The organism is Streptomyces sp. NPDC053750 (genome assembly GCF_044544295.1).
Lineage (GTDB): Bacteria > Actinomycetota > Actinomycetes > Streptomycetales > Streptomycetaceae > Streptomyces.
This window is the reverse complement of sequence record NZ_JBITXB010000002.1, coordinates 876,966-897,978: the sequence shown is the minus strand read 5'-3', so window position 1 is coordinate 897,978 and position 21,013 is coordinate 876,966. Positions and strand designations below refer to the sequence as shown.

The window sequence follows — 21,013 nt, the reverse complement described above, 5'->3', positions numbered from 1 at the left end:
CGCGGTATCGGGAGCGACGGTGCGTGGCCGCTTCGCTGCCGGAGCGTCTCCGCCCTGGTGTACCGGGTCGACAGGGCGAGGTGGGACGACGTGAAGCACTGGCGGGCCCTCGTGGTCCTCGGGACGGCCCAGTTCCTGATGGTTCTGGACACCTCCGTCATGAACGTGTCGATCAGCCAGTTGGTCGAGGACTTTGACACGGAGGTCACCGCCATCCAGGCCGTCATCACCTTGTACGCCCTGGTCATGGCCGCTTTCATGCTCATCGGGGGCAGATTCGGGGACATCCTGGGGAGACGGCGCATGTTCCTCACGGGGCTGGCCGTCTACGGTGTCGGGTCGGCCGTGACCGCCGTGGCGCCCACCCTGTGGGTGCTTACGCTGGGATGGTCCGTCATCGAGGGGCTCGGGGCGGCCATGGTGCTGCCGGCCATGGCCGCCCTGGTCGCGGAGTCGTACCGCGGACGGGACCGCGCCGTCGCCTACGCGGTCATCGGCGGCCTCGCCGGAGCCGGGATCGCGGTCGGCCCGCTGCTCGGCGGCTGGATGACCACGTACCTCACCTGGCGGCTGGTCTTCGCGGGCGAGGTCCTGGTGGTCGTGGCCGTGCTGCTGTGCCGGCGGGTGATCGCGACGCCCACCCCGACCGGACCTCGGCCCCGGCTGGACGGAGTGGGCGCGGTGCTTTCCGCCGCCGGGCTGGGGCTGGGCGTGCTCGGGGTGCTGCAGAGCAGCACCTGGGGCTGGCTGGAGCCCCGCAACCCTCCCTTCACCGTCCTCGGTTTCTCCCCGACCCTGTTCGTCGTCGGTGCCGGGTTGGCGGTGCTGGCCCTGTTCCGGTTCTGGGAGCGGCGCCGGGAGGACCGGGGAGCCGATCCCCTCGTGCACCTGTCTCTGCTGGGCAGGCCGGTGCTCCGGGCCGGCCTGACGACGCTGCTGAGCCAGAACCTCATCCTCCTCGGTCTGTTCTTTGCCATCCCGCTGTATCTGCAGGTGGTGCAGGGCTTCGACGCCTTCGAGACGGGGCTGCGCCTGCTGCCGGTGTCGGCCACCATGCTGGTGACCTCCCTGTGCGGGTCCTCGCTGGGGCGCAAGGTGGGGCCGCGGAGGGTGGTGCGGCTGGCCCTGACGATTCTGGCGGCGGCCGTCGTGTGGCTGCTGGCCACCATCGACCCGGTCATCGACGACGCGCAGTTCGCCGGGGCGATGGCCGTGCTGGGCGTCGGCGTCGGTCTGCTCGCCTCGCAGCTCGGCAACATCGTCCAGTCCGGTGTCGGCGAGGACGAGCGCAGCGAGGCCGGTGGGCTTCAGTTCACGGCCCAGAACCTCGGCTCGGCGCTCGGCACCGCGCTCATCGGTTCGATCCTGATCGGCGCGCTGGCGGGCGCCTTCACCACCCAGGTCGCGGACGACCCGCGGCTGTCCCCGGCCGCCCGCGAACAGGTCGGGGTCCGTCTGGAAGCGGGCGTCACCTTCGTCTCCACCGAGCAGGTGCGTTCCGCGGCCGAGCGGGCCGGACTGCCACCGGCCGAGATCGACGCCGTCGCCGAGTCCTACGCCTCCGCCCAGCTGGACGGGCTGAAAGCGGCGATCCTCGCCACAGGAGGCGTCGCGCTTGCCAGTTTCCTGGTCACCACGCACCTGCCGACCGCACGGGCAGGCCGTCTGCCCGAACCCGCCCCCGGCACCACTGCGGCGAGGACGACGGGACCGACGGGCTGAGTTCGGAGGGAGAACCCGGTGTCCAAAGATGCGAGCAGGGTCGGGCGGGTCACGGACCCGCGGGAGCGCCGGGCCGAGCACCGGGCACACGCGGACTACACCGGGGGCGTCTACGGCTCCATGCTCGCGGCCTCCGTCGTCATCGGCGCCGGCTCGCTCGGCTCCTTTCCTCGCGCCGAGCTGGTCCTCCTGCTGTTGCTCACCGGTCTGGTGTTCTGGATCGCCCACGTCCACGCCGAGCTGTTCGGCGAGCGCCTCGCCCGGCATCCTCCGGACCGTCGGGTAATACTGCACGTGTGCCGTGACGAGTGGCCGATCGTCAAGGCCGCCGTACCGCCGGCAGCGGCCATCGCTGTCAGTCCACTGCTGGGGTTGGACGTACCGGCCGCCCTGTGGCTGGCGCTGTCCGTCGCTGTCGCCGGGCAGGTGGGCTGGTCCGTCGCCGCGGCACACCGCGCGGGTGCCTCACGACGGCTGGTGGCCACCACCGCGACGGTCAACGTGCTGCTCGGTATGGTGATCGTGGTCGTCAAGATCGCACTGACGCACTGACGCACTGACGCACTGACGCCGGAAACGACTGGCACTGCGGTCGGAGTCACCTTTACCGGGTGAGGCCGCCCGGAGGCGACGAGGCGCACGATCGTCACAGAGAGCACCGTCCGCCCCGGAGCCCGGGCGGTGTTCCGAGCCCGTCCGGTGGAAGGACCACTTGTGCGCTACGAGTTCCGAGTCGAGGGACGCCTGTCGGAGACGCTGGTCAACGCGTTCCCGGAACTGGAACACGTCGTGATGTCCGGCCAGACCGTGCTGTTCGGCACGGTGATCGACGAGGCCCACCTGTACGGGCTGCTGACCCGCTGCCAGTCGCTGGGCCTGCGCGTCCTGGAGATGCGGCAGCTTCCCGAGTGACGCCGGCAGACGGTGTGCGCCGGCCCGCTCGTTGCGCTCTGGTCGGCCGCACACAGGGGCGGCCGTGATCCGGCGGGAGCGTCGGGCGGCGCGCAGGGCTTCGGGGTCGCGTTCGTTCTGGGGCCCGCCCCGTTCTGGGGGTCCGCCCGAGCGGGCGTGGGCCCGCGCCAGGCAGGACCCGCACAGAGGGGCGACTCCAGCATGCGGCCGCAGCGGATCGGTACCAGTGCCGGGACACGCTCGCCGGACCGGCTCTCCAGCAGGTCGATCGGGGCGGCACGCCGTCGCCCCACCTCGAAACCTGCCATGGCGAGAACGTGAGGCCCGTTCACGGGCCTTCCTCCTGGCGGCCAGGCCCTCGATCGCCCAGGCCGCACCCCAGCAGCAGCGACGTGCCGGCCGTGAGCCGCTCGTCCAGGGGGAGCGTGGGGCCGGTCCGGAAGAAGCTCGGCCCCTGCCGTCCGAGGTCGTATCGCTCATCTCACGTCTCTTCGTCTCGTCCGGCCCCAGTGGGCCGACCGTTCCCGAATCCCACCTCACCGCCCCGACGGCAGGCCGGGATCACCCCTGACGGGTGACCCCGGCCCTCGGTGCCGAGCCCGACCCTGGTACGGACACATGGATGTACTCCGGCGCTCACCGACCGTTCCGTCGGGCGGTCCGGCGGCGTCCGGCCGATCCAGGAGGAGGCGCGATGCCCGTGCCGCGTGATTCGGCGGATCCCACCGGCCGGGGAGAGTTCGGCAGCACGGTCCCCGGAGCGATGAGCGATCCTGCACACGTCCTCGCGAGACTCGGCGGTTCCTGGACCTGGCTCATGGCATCGGCCCTCGCCACGCTGGTGCCGGGCATCCTGGTCCTGGTCTGGCCGGAGGCGACCCTGCATGTCCTGGCCGTCCTCATCGGCCTGTACCTGCTGCTGACCGGTGTGTTCCGGTTCGTGGCCGTCTTCGCGCGCGAGGGACACGACAGGCTGACCGGGCTGCTGCTGGCCGTGCTGTACCTGCTGGCCGGAGTGCTGTGCCTGCGCAACCCGCTGCAGACCGTCGCCGCGCTCTCGCTGATCGTCGGCATGGTCTGGCTGGTGTCCGGCATCCTCACCTTCTACGCCGCCCTGGTCACCGAGAACCTGCCGCACCGCGGCCTCGTCATGGGGGTGGCGGTACTCGTTGTCGTCGCGGGGATCGTCGTCCTCGCGCTGCCCGCCGAATCGGCCCGTGCCCTGACCCGGCTTCTCGGCCTGTGGCTGGTACTGCTCGGTCTGGCCGAGGCGGTAGTCGCTCTCGGCTGGCGGTCCGCGCTCCGCGGGGCGCGGCCCCCGGGGTCGGGCACGCCCACTGCCACGGCCTGACCGCGGATCCGCGGAAGGAGCAACGATGGCCCCGACCACCCCCTCCGGTCCGCATGGCTCTGGTAGACCTGCGGACCGCTCCCCCGCCCTCTCCGCCGGTGAGCGAGCGGAGTACGAGCGTCTGCGCCGGCAGGCGTCGGTACGCCACCGGCGGGCCCGCGTGGCAGGCTCCTCGGTCCTCCTTCTGCTGACCCTGTTGTTCGCTCCCCTGGCCGTCATCGCGGCCTGGGTGCAGGACACCGTCACCGACACCGACCGGTATGTGGCGACCGTTGCGCCGCTGGCATCCGAGCCGGCCGTGCAGGACGCCCTGACCGCCCGGCTCACCGACCGCGTGGTGGCACAGGTGGACGTGAAGGCGGTGACGGACTCGCTCGCCGACACCCTCCGTGACGCCGGGGCGCCACCCCGAGTCGTGGACGGTGCCGAGTCCCTTGATGCCCCGCTGCGAGAGGCCGTACGGTCCGCCGCCGAGCGCGCCGTCAGCGGCGTGATCACCAGCGACGCCTTCCAGCAGGCGTGGGAGGAGGCCAATCGGCGGGCGCACGCCGCGGTGGTGCAGATGCTCACCGGTGACGGACGAGGGGCTCTGCGTGCGGAGGACGGCACCGTGCGGCTGGACGTGGGCCAAGTCGTCGACCAGGCGCGCGAACGGCTCGTCGACGCGGGTTTCGACAAGGCCGCCGCGATTCCGGACATCGACCGGACGATCGTCCTGTTCGAGACGGAGCAACTGGGCAAGGCCCAGGACGCGATGCGGGTGGTGGACATCGTCGGCCTCTGGCTGCCCGTCCTGACCGTGGTCCTCGCCGCGCTCGCGGTGTGGACCGCCCCGGCCCACCGGGTGATGCTGATGGCCACCGCGACCGGCGTCGGCGTGATGATGGCACTGCTCCTCGTCGCGCTGGCGGTGCTCCGGCGGGTCTATCTCGACTCCGTGCCGCCCGCGGCGCTGCCGCCCGACGCGGCGGCGGCCGTCTTCGACACGTTCGTCCGTTTCCTGCGCGACAGCACCCGCACGCTGCTCGTCGTCGCGGTGATCGCCGTGCTGGCCGCGTACCTGTACGGGCCCGGACGTGCCGCCCGTGCCGTCCGGGGGACGGCCGCGCGCGCGACGGACGCCACCGGCCGGGCCCTGTGCCGGGGCGGTGTGGACACCGGGTCCATGGGACGTCTGCTGGCGAAGCACCGGACGTGGGTGACCGGCACCGTCATCGCGGCGGGAGCACTGGCTCTCCTGCTCTGGAATCACCCCACGGTCGCCACTGTGGTGCTCGTCCTCGGGATCACCTCGGCCGCCCTGATCGTCCTGGCGATCCTGGCGGCAGCCTCCGGACCGGCCCGTCCGTCAACGCACCGAGCAGCCTCATGAACGAGCGCCGCGGTTGCGGGCAGGGCACCGGCCGCGGCGCCCACACTCACCCGTGCCGGGTGATGCCAGACGGTGAGCTTCGTGACCACCCTGACGTCGGTACGGAACGACGGCCGGGCCACGCCCGGAACGGAGGACGGACATGAGCGCACCGACCTACCTGGCGTACGACTACCCGCTGCTGGGGGCCTTCTGGACCATGCTGATGATCTTCCTGTGGATCATGTGGTTCATCCTGCTCTTCCGCATCATCACCGACATCTTCCGGGACGACGGACTGAACGGCTGGGCGAAGGCCGGCTGGCTGGTGTTCTGCATCCTCCTGCCCTTCCTGGGCGTGTTCGTCTACGTGATCGCACGCGGCAAGAACATGGGCCGACGCGAGACGGCTCAGGCCCGCGCGCAGCAGGAGGAGTTCAACGCCTACATCAGGAAGACCGCGGCCGGCGGTTCCAGCAGCGTCGACGAACTGGCCCGGCTCTCCGAAATCCGGGACCGGGGCGCCATCACGGACGAGGAGTTCCGCAGGGCCAAGGAACTGGTCCTGTCCGGTCACGGCCCGGCAGAACGCGCCGACACGGCGGGCACCGGCGCCTCCGCCCGCTGAAGCATCCGAATCCCGTGAAACGAGGTCCGATATGACCGCGACACACACCCGCCCGGCACCCACCGCGAGGCAGGAATGGGCGACCGGTCTGACCGCCTTCGCAGCCGTGATGCTCTTCCTCGCCGGTCTGCTCAGCCTCTTCCGGGGCATCATGGCCATCGCCGAGGACGACGTCTTCGTCACCACGCCCAACTACGTCTTCGAGTTCGACCTCACCACCTGGGGCTGGATCCACCTCGTTCTGGGCGCACTCGCCATGGCCGTCAGCACCGGGCTGCTCAAGACAGCGGCATGGGCACGTGTCACCGGCGTCGCCATCGCCGGACTGGTGATCATCGCCAACTTCCTCTCCATGCCGTACTACCCGGTGTGGTCCGTCGTCATGATCACCATCTCGGGCTTCATCATCTGGGCCCTGTGCGTGGTGGAGAGCGGCGGCAATCTGTACGACCTGTCCGGGGAACGCCGCTAACGACAGGGGCGGGGAAGAGAAGAAGGGCCGACAGGTGGGGTCACGAGGTGACACGCCGAGAGCCCCGCAAGCGGCGGGCGGGCGGGGCGACCACAGCGCTGCGCACGCCCGCGTCGCCGTGCTGCTCCTGCTGGGCGGCGTCCTGGCGCCACTCATCGCCGCCGGTCTTCGCAGCGTGCTGTGGGTCCTGGCCGGCATCGCGGGACTCACTCTGGCAGCCGTCGGCGTGTGGTGGGTCCTGGCACATACCGGTGTCGTCCGGGTCGTCGGAGCATTTCTGTCGGTGGCCGCGCCGGTCACCGTCCTCGCGCTCTACGCCACGGCCGGCCTGCTGGGCCCCGCCCTGGTGTCGCTGGGCCTCCTGGCACTGGCCGTCGTCACGGCACGCCGGGCCCTCGCTCCTCCTCCGTCCTCCTGCGAACAGGTCGCCCCGGCACCCCACTGTCCCTGGGTACTCATGAACCGCCGATCCGGCGGCGGCAAGGTGGACCGGTTCCGCCTGGCGGACAAGGCGCGGGCCGCGGGCTGCCGCGTGCACGTGCTCGATCCCGGCCAGGACGTCACCGCGCTGGCCCGGCAGGCCGTCGCCGACGGGGCGGACCTGCTGGGGGTGGCGGGCGGCGACGGCACCCAGGCGCTGGTCGCCGACGTCGCCGCCCGCCACGACGTGCCGTTCGCGGTGATCCCGGCCGGCACCCGCAACCACTTCGCCCTCGACCTCGGTCTCGACCGTGACGACCCGGTGGCGGCCCTGGAAGCCCTGACCGGCGGTACGGAGATCCGCGTCGACCTCGGATACGCCGCGGACCGCGTGTTCGTCAACAACGCCTCGTTCGGCACGTACGCGTCCGTCGTCAACGACCCCGCTTACCGGGGCGCGAAAGCCCGTACGGTGTGGCAGACCCTGCCCGGACTGCTCACCGGCGAGGACGCACCCGCTTTGCGGATGACGGCCAACGGGCGGCGGGTGACCAATCTTCAGGCCCTGCTCGTCAGCAACAACCCCTACGGACGCGCCATCGACATGGCGCACCCGGGGCGCAGGGAGAGGCTGGACTCGGGGCTCCTGGGTGTGGCGTGCGTGCGGGTCGGCAGCACCGCCCAGGCGGCGCGTCTGGCGAGCCGACCGCGCTCCGGCGGCCTCGTCCGGCTCAGCGCCGGTGAGGTCACCGTCGAGACCGACACCGCCACGATGCCGGTCGGCATCGACGGGGAGCACGTCGTTCTGCCCTGTCCCGTGGTGTGCCGCAGCGCCCCCGGAGCCCTGCGGGTCCGCGTGCCGCGCCGCCGCTCCCGTGGGCCGAGGACGCAGGGGCCGGCGGCCGACTGGCCGCGGGTGGCCCGGCTGGCACTGGGCCGGCAAGCCGCCCCGCCAGGAGGAACCGCGCGGCCGTTCACGGCGGGCGAGTTCCAGGGCCGCTGCTCCATCCGCGGCCTCACCCACGGCGGTCGTGTCGGGAGTGTGGTCGACAGGACGCGGAAGCTGCCGCGCACCATCGCCTCCGCCGTACATCATCGCCTGCTCCCGCATCCCCAACGGGCCATGTCCACTGGGCAGTCCACGGTTGCCCGGTGACCCGCGACTGTCCGTCCTCTCCGTCGCCCGTCTCGTCGTCTCCGTCCGGACCGCGCAGCTGCCGCAGGCCCGGCACCGGCGGCCGGATGAAGGCACAGCGGCCGAGGAGTCGATGGGCTCGTACTGGAGCGGGGGCCGGGCGCTCAACTCGTCGGTGACGGGAAAGCCGTCGACCGCGCCGAAGTCGATGACCTCGATCAGGAGGCGGATGAAGCCGCGCGCGGTGCCGTAACAGGCGACTGCAGCAGGGCGGGTATCGAATGTCGGCCCCTGCCCCGGTCACGCTGCTTTCGCGTTCTCACCGGCCAGGAATGGACGCAGCAGTGTGAGCAGGGCGCGTGGGCGGTGCAGCGGGATGATGTGGCCGCAGTCTTCGATGTGAGATGGTCGGTGACCGGGCGGAGCTGGCGTTCCAGCGCGGCACCGACGGGCCGGGCGCCCAGCGCCATCGTCGGCACCGTCAGGCGGGCAGTGGCGACCGCCTGCTCGATCTGTACCGCGCTCTCGGGCAGCGCCCGGTAGTACGAGAACGCGCTGCTCAGCGCCTGGCGGCCGGTGTAGGCGCGGACGAAGGTGTCCCGGAGGGCGGGGCGCACCCCGTCGCCGAGCGTGCCGACACGCAGAAACCAGTCGACGTAGGCGGCCTCGCGGCCCTTTGCCTGACTTCGGGAGCACCCTGTCCAGCTCAAGCAGCACCTGTTCAGGACAGCCGCGTACCCGCTCTGGGACCGCCAGCCGGCCGGCGTGCTGGAGGGTGGCGGTGCAGCGGCCGGCGGCGGTGACGCTCAGCCCGAACCGGTGGCCGAGGCGTTTCGCGTCCCCTCCGGCGCGGCCGTGGGGGCCGTGGGCCGGCGGCGGGCGTGGAGGACGGCGAACGCGAGGAGGACGGCTGCGACGGCCAGCAGGGTGAGCGGGGCGGCGACGGTGATCACGGTCAGCAGCAGTCCGGCCGAGGAGGCCTTCTCCGCCAGTTCCTTCGAGCTCTCGGGCGTCACCTCGAATGTCAGGGCGGACACCGGCAGCAACGGCGTCGGTTCACCGCCGACATCGGCGGTCGCCACGATGGTCCTGTCGACCGTCTGGTCGATGGCGATGCCGGTCTGCTGGTCGATGTAGGCGACCAGCGTCGACCGGCCGAGGTAGGTGAGGGGGACGGGGTCCGGCAGCGCGGCCAGCGCCGCGGGCGTGAACCGGGCCCGGGCGGCGGGGTCCAGGACGGGATGCAGGCCGGTGATGAGCTGCTTCGGCAGGGCGCCCGGCAGCGTTCGGAGCGTCTCCGGGTCCTTGACGGGCGCGGAGGTCGTGATCTTGTAGACGTTCACGGCCCGGCCCTCGCGCTGCGCGGATCCCGTGTAGCGGACGGGCACGATCGAGCGGGTCGTGGAGTCGTAGTAGGTGTAGGAGTCGTCCTGGGCCGCGTCCGGCGGGAAGGCGGAACTCAGCGCGCCCCGCGAGGGCTCGACGGGCGTCGAGGACGGTGGCGCCGTGCCCTCCCTGGTCTCCCTGTCCACGGCGTAGGTCTTCGAGCTGGGCATGGACTGCTCGCCCGCCCGTACGGTCAGCGTGTCTTTCAGGACGGCCGTGTCGCCGTGGGTGGAGACGGCTCGTACGTGCCGCTCCACGGTCACGGGGATGCCGGAACGGAGCGCGTGCGCGGTGTCCCCGGACTTCAGGGCTTCGGCGTCCAGCAGGGTGGCCCGGCCCGTGTAGTGGACCTTCTGGTCGGTGTCGTCGGGCAGTTTCGTCGCGCCGGGGGCGACGACGAAGCGCACGACTGCGGCCGCGGCCACCAGCACGGCGGCCACGGTGGCGAGCACGATCGTTGATCGACGAGCGGACACGAGGTCCCCTCCCTCACTGTCTCTGGTCACATGTTGCGGGCGCCGGCTCGGATCGCTTCGCGGATGCGGGGGTAGGTGCCGCAACGGCAGATGTTGCGGATGCCGTCCAGGTCGGCCTCGGTGATCGAACGGCCCTCTTCCCCGACGCGCCGGACGAGAGCGACGGCGGCCATGATCTGGCCGGGCTGGCAGTAGCCGCACTGGGCCACGTCCTGGTCCAGCCAGGCTTCCTGCATGGGGTGCAGGTCCGCTCCGACCGTGGCCGGCAGCCCTTCGATGGTGGTGACCTCGTCGGAGGGCCGCAGGTCTCTCACGGGTATGGCGCACGGGTTGGCCGCCTTGCCGTTGAGGTGACTCGTACAGGCCTTGCAGACGTTGATCCCGCAGCCGTACTTCGGTCCGGTGACGCCGAGGATGTCCCGCAGGACCCACAGCAGCCGTTCGTCGTCCGCGGCCTCGACGGTGACCTGCTCGCCGTTGAGGCGGAATGTGTGCTCGGGCACGGGAACTCCCCACTGTGTCAGCGGACATGGTCGAGGCCGTCGATCGGTGATGCCGGGACGGGCGGGACGGTGGGTTTCGGCGCGAAGGAGAGCGTGCCGTGGTTGATGGGGAAGGCCGTCGGCATGGTTCCGGTGGCGCGGCCGTATGCGCAGGCGACGGCGGCCATGGAAGGTGCCACGCCGAGTTCACCGGCGCCGCCCGGCCTGTCGCCGGTGGCCTGCATGACGATGATCTTCAGTTCGGGGGGTGTGTTCCACTGCCGGGTGTAGAAGTAGTTGTCCCAACTGGCCTCGAGGAAGTGGCCGTCGCGCAGGTGCAGGCTGGAGGTCAGGGTCAGGGCGATCCCGTCCATGAGGCAGCCCATCATCTGCGCCTCCAGGCCGCGGGGGTTGACGGCCAGCCCGACGTCGACGGCGATGACCGCCTTGGTGACCCGGGGGCCGGCGACACCGTCGCGGACGGGGCGTCGGACCGTCTCGGGCCGGCAGTCGATCTCCACCAGCACGGCGGCGGCGGAGTGGTACTCGGAGTGGAAGGCGATGCCCTGAGCCGTACCGGCCGGCATGGCCCTGCCCCAGTTCCCGGTCTCGGCGGCCTTGTCCAGTACGGCGCGTGCGGCGTCGTCCCGCAGGAAGTCGCGCCGGAACCGGTAGGGGTCCTTGCCCATCCGGCCGGCGAGGCGGTCGACGAGGAGTTCGCGGGCGCAGGTGACGTCGGGGGAATAGACGTTGCGCATGCTGCCGGTGTTGAAGCTCTTGTCGGTTTCGCTGAGGAGCCGGCTGTTGGCGCCGAAGTCGTAGGGCATCGACTGCGAGAGCTGGAAGAAGGTCTCCGAGAACCCGATGTCGCCCACCGGGAGTTTCGCGGCCAGGGCGGTGAAGATCTCGCCGAGGCCGTGCCCGAGGTCGGTGGAGACGCTGGTGTGCCGTTGCTTGTAGCTGAGCACGGTGTCGCCGAGGTAGGCGATGCGCACGCGGGAGGTGGCCATGGGGTGGGTCCGCCCCTGGCGCGAGTCGTCGGCGCGGTGCCACATGAGCTTCACCGGCTTGCGGATCTTCTGCGAGACCTCGACCGCCTCCAGAGCGGCGTCGAAGAAGAGCTTGCGCCCGAAGGAACCGCCGCCCTCGGTGACGTGTACCTTCACCGCGCCCAGCGGGAGTCCGAGTCTGGCGGCGATCGCCTCCTTCGCGACGATCGGCGCCTTCAGACTCGACCAGATCTCGGCACGGTCGGAGCGGACGTCGGCGATCGCCGCGTTCGGTTCCAGTGCGCTGTTGCTGCGGAAGTGGAAGGTGAACTTCTCCTCCACGCTCGGGGTCAGCGGCGGCAGGCCGAGCGGCAGTTCGGCGGCCTCCAGGGCCTTGAGCACGGACGCGTCGGACTTCCCCTCGGCGGTGCCCGGCTTCCAGGTCACCCGCAGGGCCCGTACGGCGTCGATGCAGCGGCCGAAGGTGGCCGCGCGCACCGCGACCCCGGTCGAGATCACGACGACGTCGGTGACGCCGGGCAGGGCGCGGACCTGGTCCAGGTTGGACACCGACGCAACCTTGCCGTTGATGGTCGGGGGCCGGCACACCATGGTCGGCAGGGCGTCCGGGACGTCCAGGTCCAGAGTCAAGGTCTTGCGTCCGGTGACGGCGGCCAGGGCGTCGACGCGGCCGTGCGGCTTGCCGATGACGGTGAACATGTCGCGGGGTTTGAGCCTCACGGCGACCTGCTCGGTCCGCGGACCGGCGGCCTTGCGGGACAGGCTGCCGATGTCGGCGCTCCGGTTCCCGGGGCCCTTGACGACTCCGGCCTCCAGGGACAACGCGGCCGCGGTGGTGCCCCAGTCCGCGGCCGCCGCCTCCAGCAGCCGGTTCTTGGCGACGGCGGCGGCGACCCGGATCGGGGTGTAGGTCGAGAAGGTGGTGTTGGATCCGCCGGTGAGCTGGTTGAACAGGAGTTCCGGTCGCGCATCGGCCAAGGTGATGTGCACCTGCTTGAGTGGTACGCCCAGTTCCTCCGCGATCAGCATGGCCGTCGACGTGGTGATGCCCTGCCCCACCTCGGTCCGCGGCAGCGCGAAGGAGATGGTGCCGTCCGTGTTCACCTCGACCGTGATCAGACCGGACGTCGGCAGGGCGGCCACCGTCATCACGTCGTTGAGGTCGATCAGTTCCGTGATCTCGGGTGAGGGGATCTGCGGGGAAGGGGCCGAAAGTGCGGGAGCGTCGGCCGCCCCGGCCCGTGGGGCGGGGACCAGTTGGGCCGCGGTCGTCAGCGTGGGCGCGGCCAGCACGTAACCGAGGAAGCGCCGTCTGGCGAAGGGCTGGGGCAGGCGGTCCCGTCGTGGTGAGTGGTCGGCGCCCGTCACCGGCGGCCTCCCACGGATCGCGTCGGCGGCTGTGCATCGCCGGCGCCCCGAGTGCGGTGCGACCGGCTCGTGCGGGTACTGGGCGGTGTCGTCATCGTCTCAACCCCGGGTTCGTGGTCGTCGGGTTCAGGCGTCGGCCGGGCGGCACGGCCGGTGGCGGCGGGGCGAGTGCCCCAGCGGTGGTGCGCGGGGTACGCCGTCGCGGCACACCCCGCGCACCGGTGGCGGCGGCCGCGCTCAGGAGGGCCGGTTGGTGTCGGGGATCTCGAGGTGGATGGGCCGCCCTTCGGAGAGGAAGAGCAGGACGAACTTGCGGAGCGCCTCCTCCACGGTCCAGGCCGCCTCCGGGACCAGGGGCAGCGGGATGAGCCCCTCACGGAAGGCCACGAGCAGCGGCCAGGCGGCGCTGATCAGCGGCTGCCAGAACGGCTCCCGGTCCAGCCCGATCAGGTCTCCGGTCCGGTCGCCCAGCGTGTACCGGGAGAAGGCGTTGATCAGGGGCCGGGTGAGACCGGCGTCGAGTTCGGCGACGATGTCGAGGAGCACGTCGGTCAGCTCGATCCCCTCGGGTGTGGAGGCCAGGATCGGGTCCAGCACCTGCCGGGACTGGGCGTTGGCCTCGTCCCAGGACGAGGGGATGTACTCGTCGAGGACGCCGAGCATGTGCGCGGTGACCTGCCACACGTGCAGGAACCCGTCCGATTCCACGGAGCTGACCGGCACTCGCCAGGTCTTTAGCTTGCTCATGACAAACGTGGAGAGACTGTGCCAGGTGACCATGATGTCGGCCTGGCTGATGGGGATCGTCTGACCGCCGCTGGTGCGGGTCCAGCCGGGAGACTGCGGCAGCAGGTGCCGCACCGCCGCGTGCACCAGCCGGGTCTTCACCGCGGTGACGATCATTCCGCCCTGCGGCTGGTAGGCGTCCAGGTCCCCGACGTCGTAGCCCAGCCGGGCGGTCTTCGCGATGCGGTCCTTCATGTCCGCACCGCCCTTGGAGTAGTAGACGGCGCGGGCCTCCCGCGGGATGGCCGTGCTCATCAGACCGCTGCCGAGCCCGTACAGGGCGCCGGTGTAGATCCCCTTCTTCTTGGTGAACTGAGCCGCGGCGGCGAGCTTGCGCGGGTCGGTCCAGGACGGCAGCTGCCGCGCCTTCTCCATGAAGTCACGCAGGTCCGCGGGCAGTCCGGACGGCAGCGGCTGGTCGTTGCGCGTCCACTTCCGCAATGCCTCGTTCACTCTGGGCACGTCGCCGCGGTCGATCACGGCGGCGAGGACGGGGTCGGCCTCCTCGTCCCAGACCCAGTCGGGGTCGACGCCCGCGCCCTTGCCGGCGACCGAGCCGCTGGGCGCCCACGTCCACGGGGACCGCGCCTGGGCCGGCGAGGCGGCTCCCACCGCTCCGAGCGCTCCGAGCGCCCCTCCCATGATCAGCATCTTGCGCCTGCTGAGATCGTCCATCGTTTCGAACTCCTCCTCGAGTCCTGGTGGTACGCACTGTGGTTCGCAGGGACCGTGACGCGCTTCCCCGCTGCGGGGCGCAGCCGGGACGGGCCGTCGTGTTTCCGCCCGCGGCAGGGGCCCGGGCCGGACACGGCCTCAGGTGGGGCGGTTGGTCTCGGGGATCTCGATGTGCGCGCCCCGTCCCTTGGTGAGGTAGAACAGGATGTACTGGCGAGCGGCCTCGTCGATCGTCCAGGCCAGGGGCGGGACCAGCGGCAGCGGGATCAGCTTCTCCCGGAAGGCGACCAGCTTCGGCCAGGCAGTCGCTATCGCCCTCTCCCAGAACGGCTCTCGGGGGATGCCGTCCCAGTCGGCGACCTGGTCACCGACGAGGTACCGGGCGAGCGCGTTGACAAGGGGACGGTCGATCCCACCGGGGCTGGTCTGCTCGGCGAGTTGCCGCAGCAGGATGTCGGTCAGCTCGATGCCCTCGCGGGTCGGGGCGAGGATCGGATCGAGGACCTGCTCGGACTGCGCCTCGGCCGCGTCCCAACTGGCGGGAATGTACTCGTCCCGGATGCCGAGCATGTGCGCGGTGACCTGCCACACGTGCAGGTAGGCAGCCGATTCCGCCGTCGTGATGGGCACCTTCCACTCGAGCATCTTCCGCATGGCGTAGGTGGGGAGGCTGTGCCAGGTCACCAGCATGTCCTGCTGGCTGATGGGGATGGTCTGGCCGCCGCTGGTGCGGGTCCAGTCGGGAGACTGCGGCAGCAGGTGCCGCACCGCCGCGTGCACCAGCCGGGTCTTCACCGCCTGCACGATGACGTCGCCGTCGGGCCGGAAGGCGTTCAGATCACCGACGGCGAACCCGAGCAGGCTCGTCTTGGCGACCCGGTCCTCCATGTCGGCGCCACCCTTGGAGTAGTAGACCGAGCGCGCCTCCCGGGGGATGGCGGTGCTCAGCATTCCGCCGCCCACCCCGTTGAGCAGGTTGAGGTAGAGACCCCGCGACTTGTTGAACTCGGCCGCCGTCTCGAGCTTGGCCCGGTCCGACCAGGACGGCAACTGCCGCGCCCTCTCCATGAAGTCGCGCAGGTCCCCGGGCAGTCCGGGCGGCAGCGGCTGGTCATTGCGCGTCCATGTCCGCAGCGCCTCGTTGACCCTGGGCACGTCGCCGCGGTCGATCACGGCGGCGACCAGTCGGTCGACCTCCTCGTCCCACACCCATTCCGGGTCCAGGCCCGCTCCCCTGCCGGCCACCGAACCGCTCGGCGACCACGTCCACAGGGTCCGCGCACGGGCCGGCGACGCGAGGCTCAGCACTCCGAAGGCCCCCAGGGCGCCGCCCCCCAACAGCATCCTGCGCCTGCTGAGTTCATCCATCGCTTCGAACTCCTCCTCGAGTTCTGTGGGACCACCACGCAGATTGATACGATGAAACAAGCAGTGCTTCGTTGTTTCATCAGGGGAGCACATACGCGCCGTGAACGCCAGAGGCTTCACAGAATCGGGAAGGCAATCGTGGAACCTGACCTGTTGGCACTCATGAGGTCGCCGGACGCCCCGTCCGCGCTGGAGAGCGCGTTCGCCGAGGCCGTCGGAGGAGCGGAGCGGGACGACGGGGTCACCACACGGCTGCTCGACGCCGCCTACGAGCAGTTCTGCCGTGTGGGCATCAAGCGCTCGACCATGATGGACGTGGCTCAGCTCGCCGGCGTCTCGCGGATCACCGTCTACCGCCGGTTCGCCACCAAGGACCAGTTGGTGGCGCAGGTCGTGCGGCGTGAGTTCCGGCGATACTTCGACCGCTTCATCGTGGACATCCAGGGCGCCGAGACCGTCGCCGACCGGGTCGTCCTGGGCTTCGTGAGTTCCCTGCGGGCCATCCGCGGCAACCGTCTCATCGGTGGCCTCATGGCCGTCGAACCGGACGCCGTCGTACCGTCGATGACCGGTGACGGCGGCCGCACCCTGTCCGTCGTACAGCGGTTCGTCGCGTCACGGCTGCGGCAGGAGCAGCTCGCCGGTCATGTCGCCAGCGACGTGGACATCGAACTGGTCGCCGAGATGATGGTCCGCGTCTCCGCGTCGTTCCTGGTCATCCCCAGCCACGTGGTCGACCTCGACGACGAGGCGGAGCTGTGCACGGTGGCCCGGCGGTTCCTGGTGCCGATGCTCGGGTCACCCCCACGTGACGCGTAGTCCTCGCCCTTCCCGGCCCTGGCCGGCAGGGGCGGGGCGCTCGAAGCGCTGCCCGTACCGGTCCGCCAGTTCCCCGGCCCGGGTGGCGAAGCCGTCCAGCCCGCCGGGGTAGCCGTCGACGTAGTGCGGGACTCCCCCGGTCCACGCCGGAAGCCGGTACCCAGGAGGGCACCGTGGGGATTTATTGGCTCTGCGCCAATAGATGCGTTGAGGGTGAACAGATATGCCTTCAAGCCGAGTTGGCATCCTCAACCAGGATGTGCCCTCCCGCTCCACAGTCACTCGCGCACCCGTATTGACTCCTCGCCAAGAGCCGTTCATGGTGGGGACCGCTCAGGAATCCGCTCACGGTTCGCGAAGCAGGGAGCCCGCCGTGGCCACAGCAGAGCAGTTGCACGAGTCGGTCGAGGGGCTGACGATCACCGCGTTACTGCGCCGCAACGCCCGGCAGTACGCCGAGCGTCCGGCACTGACCACCGGCCTTGGCCCTGACGCCGCGACCCTGTCCTGGTCTCAGCTGCGGGCGGAGGTCGCCGCCCTCACCCGCGGCCTCCTGGCCCTGGGCCTGGAACAGGACGACCGCATGCTCATCGCGATGTCCAAGCGGGCCGAGCACTGGATCACCGAGTTGGCCGCGGTGCACGTCGGCGCCTTGCCCTGCAGCACCGACGAGACGCTGAGCACCGAGCAGATCGGCGCCGTGGCACGGCACAGTGCGGCCACCGTCCTGGTCCTGGAGGGCACGGAGCAGATGCGGTGCTGGCAGCCGGTCCTCGACGAACTGCCGAGCCTGCGCGCCGTCGTCGTCCTCGACTGGGAGGCCGCCCCCGTCGGCGATCAGCGCTTCGTCGGCTACGCGGCCGTGCGCGGTGCGGCCCCTCCCGACGACGACGCGTTCGAGGCACTCACCGACGCGGTCACCACCGACCGGCCGCTCACCCTCGCCTACACCTCCGGCACGACCGGTGACCCCGAGGGCGTGGTGCTCTCCCACCGCAACGTGATCCACGAGTCACTGATGCAGGAGGAGCTCTTTCCCGTGCCCGAGCATCCGCGGTCGGTCGCCTACCTGCCGTTGGCACACGTGGCCGAGCGGGTCCTCGGGATCTACATGCCCATCTGCAACGCCGGCCACGTCACGATCTGTGCGGAGCCCGAGCAACTCCTGCCCACCCTCGTAGCGGTGCGCCCGCAGGCATTCTTCGGAGTACCCCGGGTGTGGGAGAAGCTGGCCGCCGGCCTCCGGGCGAAGCTCGACACGCTACCCGAAGGCAGCGGCGCGGCCATGGACCAAGCCCGCAGGACCACCCTCGAGGTGCACCGCCTCCGCTCCGACGGCAAGGACATTCCGGAAGACCTGACCGGCCCGCTGGAACAGCTCGACGCGCAGGTGATGCGTCCGCTGCGGGCCGCCATCGGGTTCGACGAGTGCACCAGGGCCTTCAGCGGCGCGGCGCCGATGCCGGTCCCGGTACTGGAGTTCCTGGCCGGTGTGGGCCTGCCGGTGTACGAGGTGTGGGGGCTGAGCGAGACCACCGGGGCGGCGACCGTCAGCACCCCCGGTGCGTTCGCGCTCGGCTCGGTCGGACGGCCGGGGCCCAACGTCGAGGTCAAGGAGTCAGAGGACGGTGAGCTCCTCGTCAGGGGGCCGGTCGTGTGCGCCGGCTACCTCCGGGCCGACGGTCGCATCGAGCCCGGGACCGACGCGGAGGGCTGGCTGGCCACCGGTGACGTCGGGACCGTCGATTCGCGGGGACTCGTCACCGTCACCGACCGCAAGAAGGAACTCGTCATCACCGACGGCGGGACGAACATCGCCCCCACCAGGATCGAGTCCCTGCTGCGCGCGCACCCGCTGGTCGCTCACGCCGTCGCCATCGGGGACCGCCGGCGTTACGTCACCGCACTGCTGGTACTGGACGAGGAGACGACCCCGCTGTGGGCGCGGGCCCACGGCGTCGCCGACGCGTCCGACCTCGACGCGCTGGCCCGTAACCCGGTGGTTCTCGAAGCGCTCGACCAGGCCGTCACCGAGGCGAACGGGTTGCTCTCGGGCGCCGAGCAGGTGAAGAACCACCGTGTGCTGGCAGGTCCCTGGACCGCAGAGACCGGCGAGCTGACACCGAAGCTGAGTCTGCGCCGCCGTGCCATCGACGAACTGCACGCCACGACGATCGAGTCAATGTACACATAGGTCGTCGCTTCGCGACCACGAAAGGACAGCCCTGCATGGCCGTTCAGCGCCAGGCCCCGCGCCGCAGGATGGAGCCGGACGCCCGGCGGGCCGAGATCCTCGGCGTCGCGCGCAGACTGTTCGGAGCGAAGAGCTACAGCACGGTGTCGATCGCGGACATCGCCGCCGAGGCCGGCGTGGCCCGTGCCCTGGTCAGTCATTACTTCGGCGGTAAGCGGCAGCTCTACCTGGAAGTCGTCCGGCAGATGATGACCGTCCCGGCGTCGGTCTCCGAGCGGCTTCCCCCTACCACCGCCGAGGAGCGCGTCGCGATCTGCGTCGACCGCTGGCTCGAAGTCGTGGAAGGCAACCGGGAGATGTGGCTGTCAGCGATCGGGCTGGAAGCTCTGGGCAACGACCCGGAGATCGACCAGATCATGCTGGAGGCCGACGAGATCGCGACCGACCGCGTCCTCGAGGCGGCCATGATGGACGACGTGACCGAGGGCCGGGAGAAGCTCCGGGCCATGATCCGCGCGCACAGCAGCATGCTGAAGGCCGCCTCCCGTGAATGGCTGGTGCGTGGGACCCTCAGCCGCAGCGACCTGCACGTGATACTCACCCGCACCGTGATGCACCTGGTCGACACGGTCTTCCCCGCGCTGCGGGACAGGTGAGAACACCGATCGAACCCGTGTCGAGGAGAGATCCGAGCCCCGAGTCCTGTCCGACGAGCGCCGCGACCCGGTCAGGGCGACAGCCGACTTCTGCCGCCGTGGGTGCGGGCACCAAGGAACGGCGGGTGGCCGAAGCCACCGCGAGACGATCATGCGGCGGGCTGCCGACCGTGGTTGTCGAGGTGGCAGCGGGCGGTCAGGCGTCAGGGTCGACTTCGGGGTGCGTGAACCGCAGGGGCTTGCCCAGCGACCGGGCGTAGGCGATCTCGGCTCGAGTGCTGTCTCCGATGTAGTCGCCGACTACGAGCACCTCATCAGCGAGCCGGATCTTCGCCCGGTGCAGATCGTCGAGTCGACCCTTCAGCGCCTCGGCCTCGTCAGGATCGGACCAGAGTTCGTGCGGCGACTTCATGTCACAGCCCGGTTTGACGACGATCCTTCCGGCTTCGGTCTCTCGCAGATCGGCCTCGGTCATCTCGGTCATGAAGCGGGTGGAGCCACAGATCACGACGATACGCGGGAGGCTGAGCTGCTTCTTCGCGGCGGCGAGCTTCTCCTCAGGGGTGAGCAGTTGCGGGTGGGACACTGGTTCCTCCTGGTGGTCCTGGAGCTGGTCGCCGCCGGGCGGGCCACCTCGCACCTCCTGCACCCCGCCAACGTACCCCGAGGCCGTTCCGGCTGCCCCAGCCTCGTCCCGGGACATGCCAGCCGGCGTCGAGGGCGCCGGGTTTCCCGAGGTCGACGCCACGGCCGATCATGTCCTCGATCTTGTCGCCGTTGACGAATCCAAGGGTGCGGGTGTCCTTGCCGCCGGGGTCGGAGCCGGCGCCTCAGCCGCTCAGGTGGACGGCGCCGACGGCCGCCACGCGGCCGTCCGTCTTGGTGCGCGGACGGAGAAGGTCGGAACAGGGGAAATGCGAGCCTGCACCAGCGGCACCAATGCGCTTTGGTAGACCTGCTTTCGGTTCCATCGAGCCGGCGTTCCGACCGGGCGCGCCCGGCAGGCCGAGGTGATGCGTTCGCGCTGCTTGTCACGGCGGCCCGTCCTCCAGTTTCGCAAGGACGGGCCGCCGCGTCTGCTCCCCCGGTCAGCAGGTCGAGGTGTTCAGGATCCTGATGCCGGTCACCGTGCCCCACTGCCGCAGGTCGACGGTGTAGTTGGGCAGGATGCACAGCGGGCCGCCACTGGAACGGCGCAGCAGCACCGCGTCGTCGTTGCGAGTGTTGACGACCTTGGTGGCCCCCCGGCTGGTTCGGAGGTCCTGGTAGCCGGAGGTGACGTCCTTGAACTGGCCGGTCTTGGTGCTGCCCTTGTAGAAGCAGACATACGGCCAGTTGCACGAGGCCTGGGCGCTGACCTCGCCGGTCTGCTGCTGGCCCGCGGCCGAGGCCGTGGGGGCGAGAGCGAGGCCGAGGGCGACGGCTGCGGAGGCTACGGCGAGGAGGGCGTGCTGGCGAGCGCTCACGGTATGGCTGTCCTTTCCTGACGCGGGCCGGGTCCCCCCGTTGGGTCCCCTGTCGGCCCGTGACCCGTACGGCGCCCGTGGTCGGCGGGCACCGTTTGGTGCGGGCACCAGAGTTGCGGGCGGGGCCGGGTCGCGTCGTCGCACGCTGGGTTGAACCTCGGCCCCGCTCACGGCGGTACACCGATGGACTGTGCAACTTGCGCGGTACCGCGCAAGGTTGATGCCCCTCGCCCACCCTTGGGTTGCGCTGCGGCGATACGGATTGACCCCTCGCCGCTTGCCGCATTCCACTGGTTTACCCGGTCGCCAAGGTCGGCTGACGCCCACCAGCTGGTG

At 70.8% G+C, this 21,013-nt stretch carries 19 protein-coding genes and 1 pseudogene; 12 read left to right on the top strand and 8 right to left on the bottom strand.

The window, feature by feature from the left end; genetic code table 11:
* Positions 1 to 90: 90 nt before the first annotated feature.
* The 9 genes from ACIGO6_RS09455 to ACIGO6_RS09415 all read left to right on the top strand — a co-directional run bounded on the left by ACIGO6_RS09455 (position 91) and on the right by ACIGO6_RS09415 (position 8,244).
* The gene (locus ACIGO6_RS09455) at positions 91 to 1,722 is read left to right on the top strand and encodes an MFS transporter (protein WP_399873515.1); all 1,632 of its coding nucleotides are present in this window, start codon (positions 91 to 93) and stop codon (positions 1,720 to 1,722) included.
* An 18-nt stretch (positions 1,723 to 1,740) separates the two neighbouring features.
* The gene (locus ACIGO6_RS09450) at positions 1,741 to 2,274 is read left to right on the top strand and encodes a hypothetical protein (RefSeq protein ID WP_399873512.1); all 534 of its coding nucleotides are present in this window, start codon (positions 1,741 to 1,743) and stop codon (positions 2,272 to 2,274) included.
* Between the two features lie 162 nt (positions 2,275 to 2,436).
* Entirely contained in the window at positions 2,437 to 2,634 is a 198-nt protein-coding gene (locus tag ACIGO6_RS09445) for a hypothetical protein (RefSeq protein ID WP_399873510.1), read from the top strand.
* Positions 2,635 to 3,328: 694 nt separating this feature from the next.
* A complete protein-coding gene (locus ACIGO6_RS09440) occupies positions 3,329 to 3,985 on the top strand; it encodes an HdeD family acid-resistance protein (RefSeq protein ID WP_399873508.1) in 657 nt (218 codons plus the stop codon).
* A gap of 25 nt (positions 3,986 to 4,010) precedes the next feature.
* The gene (locus ACIGO6_RS09435; RefSeq protein WP_399873506.1) at positions 4,011 to 5,357 is read left to right on the top strand and encodes a hypothetical protein; all 1,347 of its coding nucleotides are present in this window, start codon (positions 4,011 to 4,013) and stop codon (positions 5,355 to 5,357) included.
* 142 nt (positions 5,358 to 5,499) lie between these two features.
* Positions 5,500 to 5,964 carry an SHOCT domain-containing protein gene (locus tag ACIGO6_RS09430; RefSeq protein ID WP_399873504.1) on the top strand — a complete coding sequence of 155 codons (465 nt, stop codon included), beginning with the start codon at positions 5,500 to 5,502 and terminating at the stop codon, positions 5,962 to 5,964.
* A gap of 31 nt (positions 5,965 to 5,995) precedes the next feature.
* Positions 5,996 to 6,436 carry a hypothetical protein gene (locus ACIGO6_RS09425; protein WP_399873502.1) on the top strand — a complete coding sequence of 147 codons (441 nt, stop codon included), beginning with the start codon at positions 5,996 to 5,998 and terminating at the stop codon, positions 6,434 to 6,436.
* A gap of 34 nt (positions 6,437 to 6,470) precedes the next feature.
* Positions 6,471 to 8,012 carry a diacylglycerol/lipid kinase family protein gene (locus ACIGO6_RS09420; RefSeq protein WP_399873501.1) on the top strand — a complete coding sequence of 514 codons (1,542 nt, stop codon included), beginning with the start codon at positions 6,471 to 6,473 and terminating at the stop codon, positions 8,010 to 8,012.
* The gene (locus ACIGO6_RS09415) at positions 8,002 to 8,244 is read left to right on the top strand and encodes a hypothetical protein (RefSeq protein WP_399873499.1); all 243 of its coding nucleotides are present in this window, start codon (positions 8,002 to 8,004) and stop codon (positions 8,242 to 8,244) included. Before ACIGO6_RS09420 ends, ACIGO6_RS09415 begins: the two co-directional genes overlap by 11 nt.
* Positions 8,245 to 8,291: 47 nt before the next feature.
* On the opposite strand, the pseudogene ACIGO6_RS09410 reads toward ACIGO6_RS09415, so the two are convergent.
* The 6 genes and pseudogenes from ACIGO6_RS09410 to ACIGO6_RS09385 all read right to left on the bottom strand — a co-directional run.
* Positions 8,292 to 8,665: pseudogene (locus ACIGO6_RS09410) on the bottom strand (alpha/beta fold hydrolase); the annotation flags it as partial.
* Positions 8,666 to 8,797: 132 nt separating this feature from the next.
* Positions 8,798 to 9,853, bottom strand: a complete 1,056-nt coding sequence (locus tag ACIGO6_RS09405) for a porin PorA family protein (RefSeq protein ID WP_399873496.1) — start codon at positions 9,851 to 9,853, stop codon at positions 8,798 to 8,800.
* A 26-nt stretch (positions 9,854 to 9,879) separates the two neighbouring features.
* Positions 9,880 to 10,356 (bottom strand): (2Fe-2S)-binding protein, encoded by a 477-nt coding sequence (locus ACIGO6_RS09400; protein ID WP_399873493.1) that lies wholly within the window; start codon positions 10,354 to 10,356, stop codon positions 9,880 to 9,882.
* A gap of 17 nt (positions 10,357 to 10,373) precedes the next feature.
* Positions 10,374 to 12,713 carry a molybdopterin cofactor-binding domain-containing protein gene (locus ACIGO6_RS09395; RefSeq protein ID WP_399873491.1) on the bottom strand — a complete coding sequence of 780 codons (2,340 nt, stop codon included), beginning with the start codon at positions 12,711 to 12,713 and terminating at the stop codon, positions 10,374 to 10,376.
* Positions 12,714 to 12,950: 237 nt separating this feature from the next.
* Positions 12,951 to 14,174, bottom strand: a complete 1,224-nt coding sequence (locus ACIGO6_RS09390) for an oxygenase MpaB family protein (protein WP_399873488.1) — start codon at positions 14,172 to 14,174, stop codon at positions 12,951 to 12,953.
* A gap of 138 nt (positions 14,175 to 14,312) precedes the next feature.
* Positions 14,313 to 15,542: an oxygenase MpaB family protein gene (locus ACIGO6_RS09385; RefSeq protein ID WP_399873486.1), complete on the bottom strand. Its 1,230-nt coding sequence runs from the start codon at positions 15,540 to 15,542 to the stop codon at positions 14,313 to 14,315.
* Between the two features lie 162 nt (positions 15,543 to 15,704).
* On the opposite strand from ACIGO6_RS09385, the gene ACIGO6_RS09380 reads away from it, so the two are divergent.
* The 3 genes from ACIGO6_RS09380 to ACIGO6_RS09370 all read left to right on the top strand — a co-directional run bounded on the left by ACIGO6_RS09380 (position 15,705) and on the right by ACIGO6_RS09370 (position 19,211).
* Positions 15,705 to 16,361, top strand: a complete 657-nt coding sequence (locus tag ACIGO6_RS09380) for a TetR/AcrR family transcriptional regulator (protein ID WP_399873642.1) — start codon at positions 15,705 to 15,707, stop codon at positions 16,359 to 16,361.
* A gap of 373 nt (positions 16,362 to 16,734) precedes the next feature.
* Positions 16,735 to 18,555, top strand: a complete 1,821-nt coding sequence (locus ACIGO6_RS09375) for an AMP-dependent synthetase/ligase (protein ID WP_399873484.1) — start codon at positions 16,735 to 16,737, stop codon at positions 18,553 to 18,555.
* Between the two features lie 35 nt (positions 18,556 to 18,590).
* On the top strand, positions 18,591 to 19,211 hold the full coding sequence (locus ACIGO6_RS09370; protein ID WP_399873482.1) for a TetR/AcrR family transcriptional regulator: 621 nt from the start codon (positions 18,591 to 18,593) through the stop codon (positions 19,209 to 19,211).
* 196 nt (positions 19,212 to 19,407) lie between these two features.
* Here the strand turns inward: ACIGO6_RS09370 and ACIGO6_RS09365 are convergent, their stop codons facing one another.
* Positions 19,408 to 19,797: a hypothetical protein gene (locus ACIGO6_RS09365; protein WP_399873641.1), complete on the bottom strand. Its 390-nt coding sequence runs from the start codon at positions 19,795 to 19,797 to the stop codon at positions 19,408 to 19,410.
* 502 nt (positions 19,798 to 20,299) lie between these two features.
* Positions 20,300 to 20,677, bottom strand: coding sequence for a hypothetical protein (locus tag ACIGO6_RS09360; protein WP_399873479.1), 378 nt, complete (start codon positions 20,675 to 20,677; stop codon positions 20,300 to 20,302).
* Between the last annotated feature and the right edge of the window lie 336 nt (positions 20,678 to 21,013).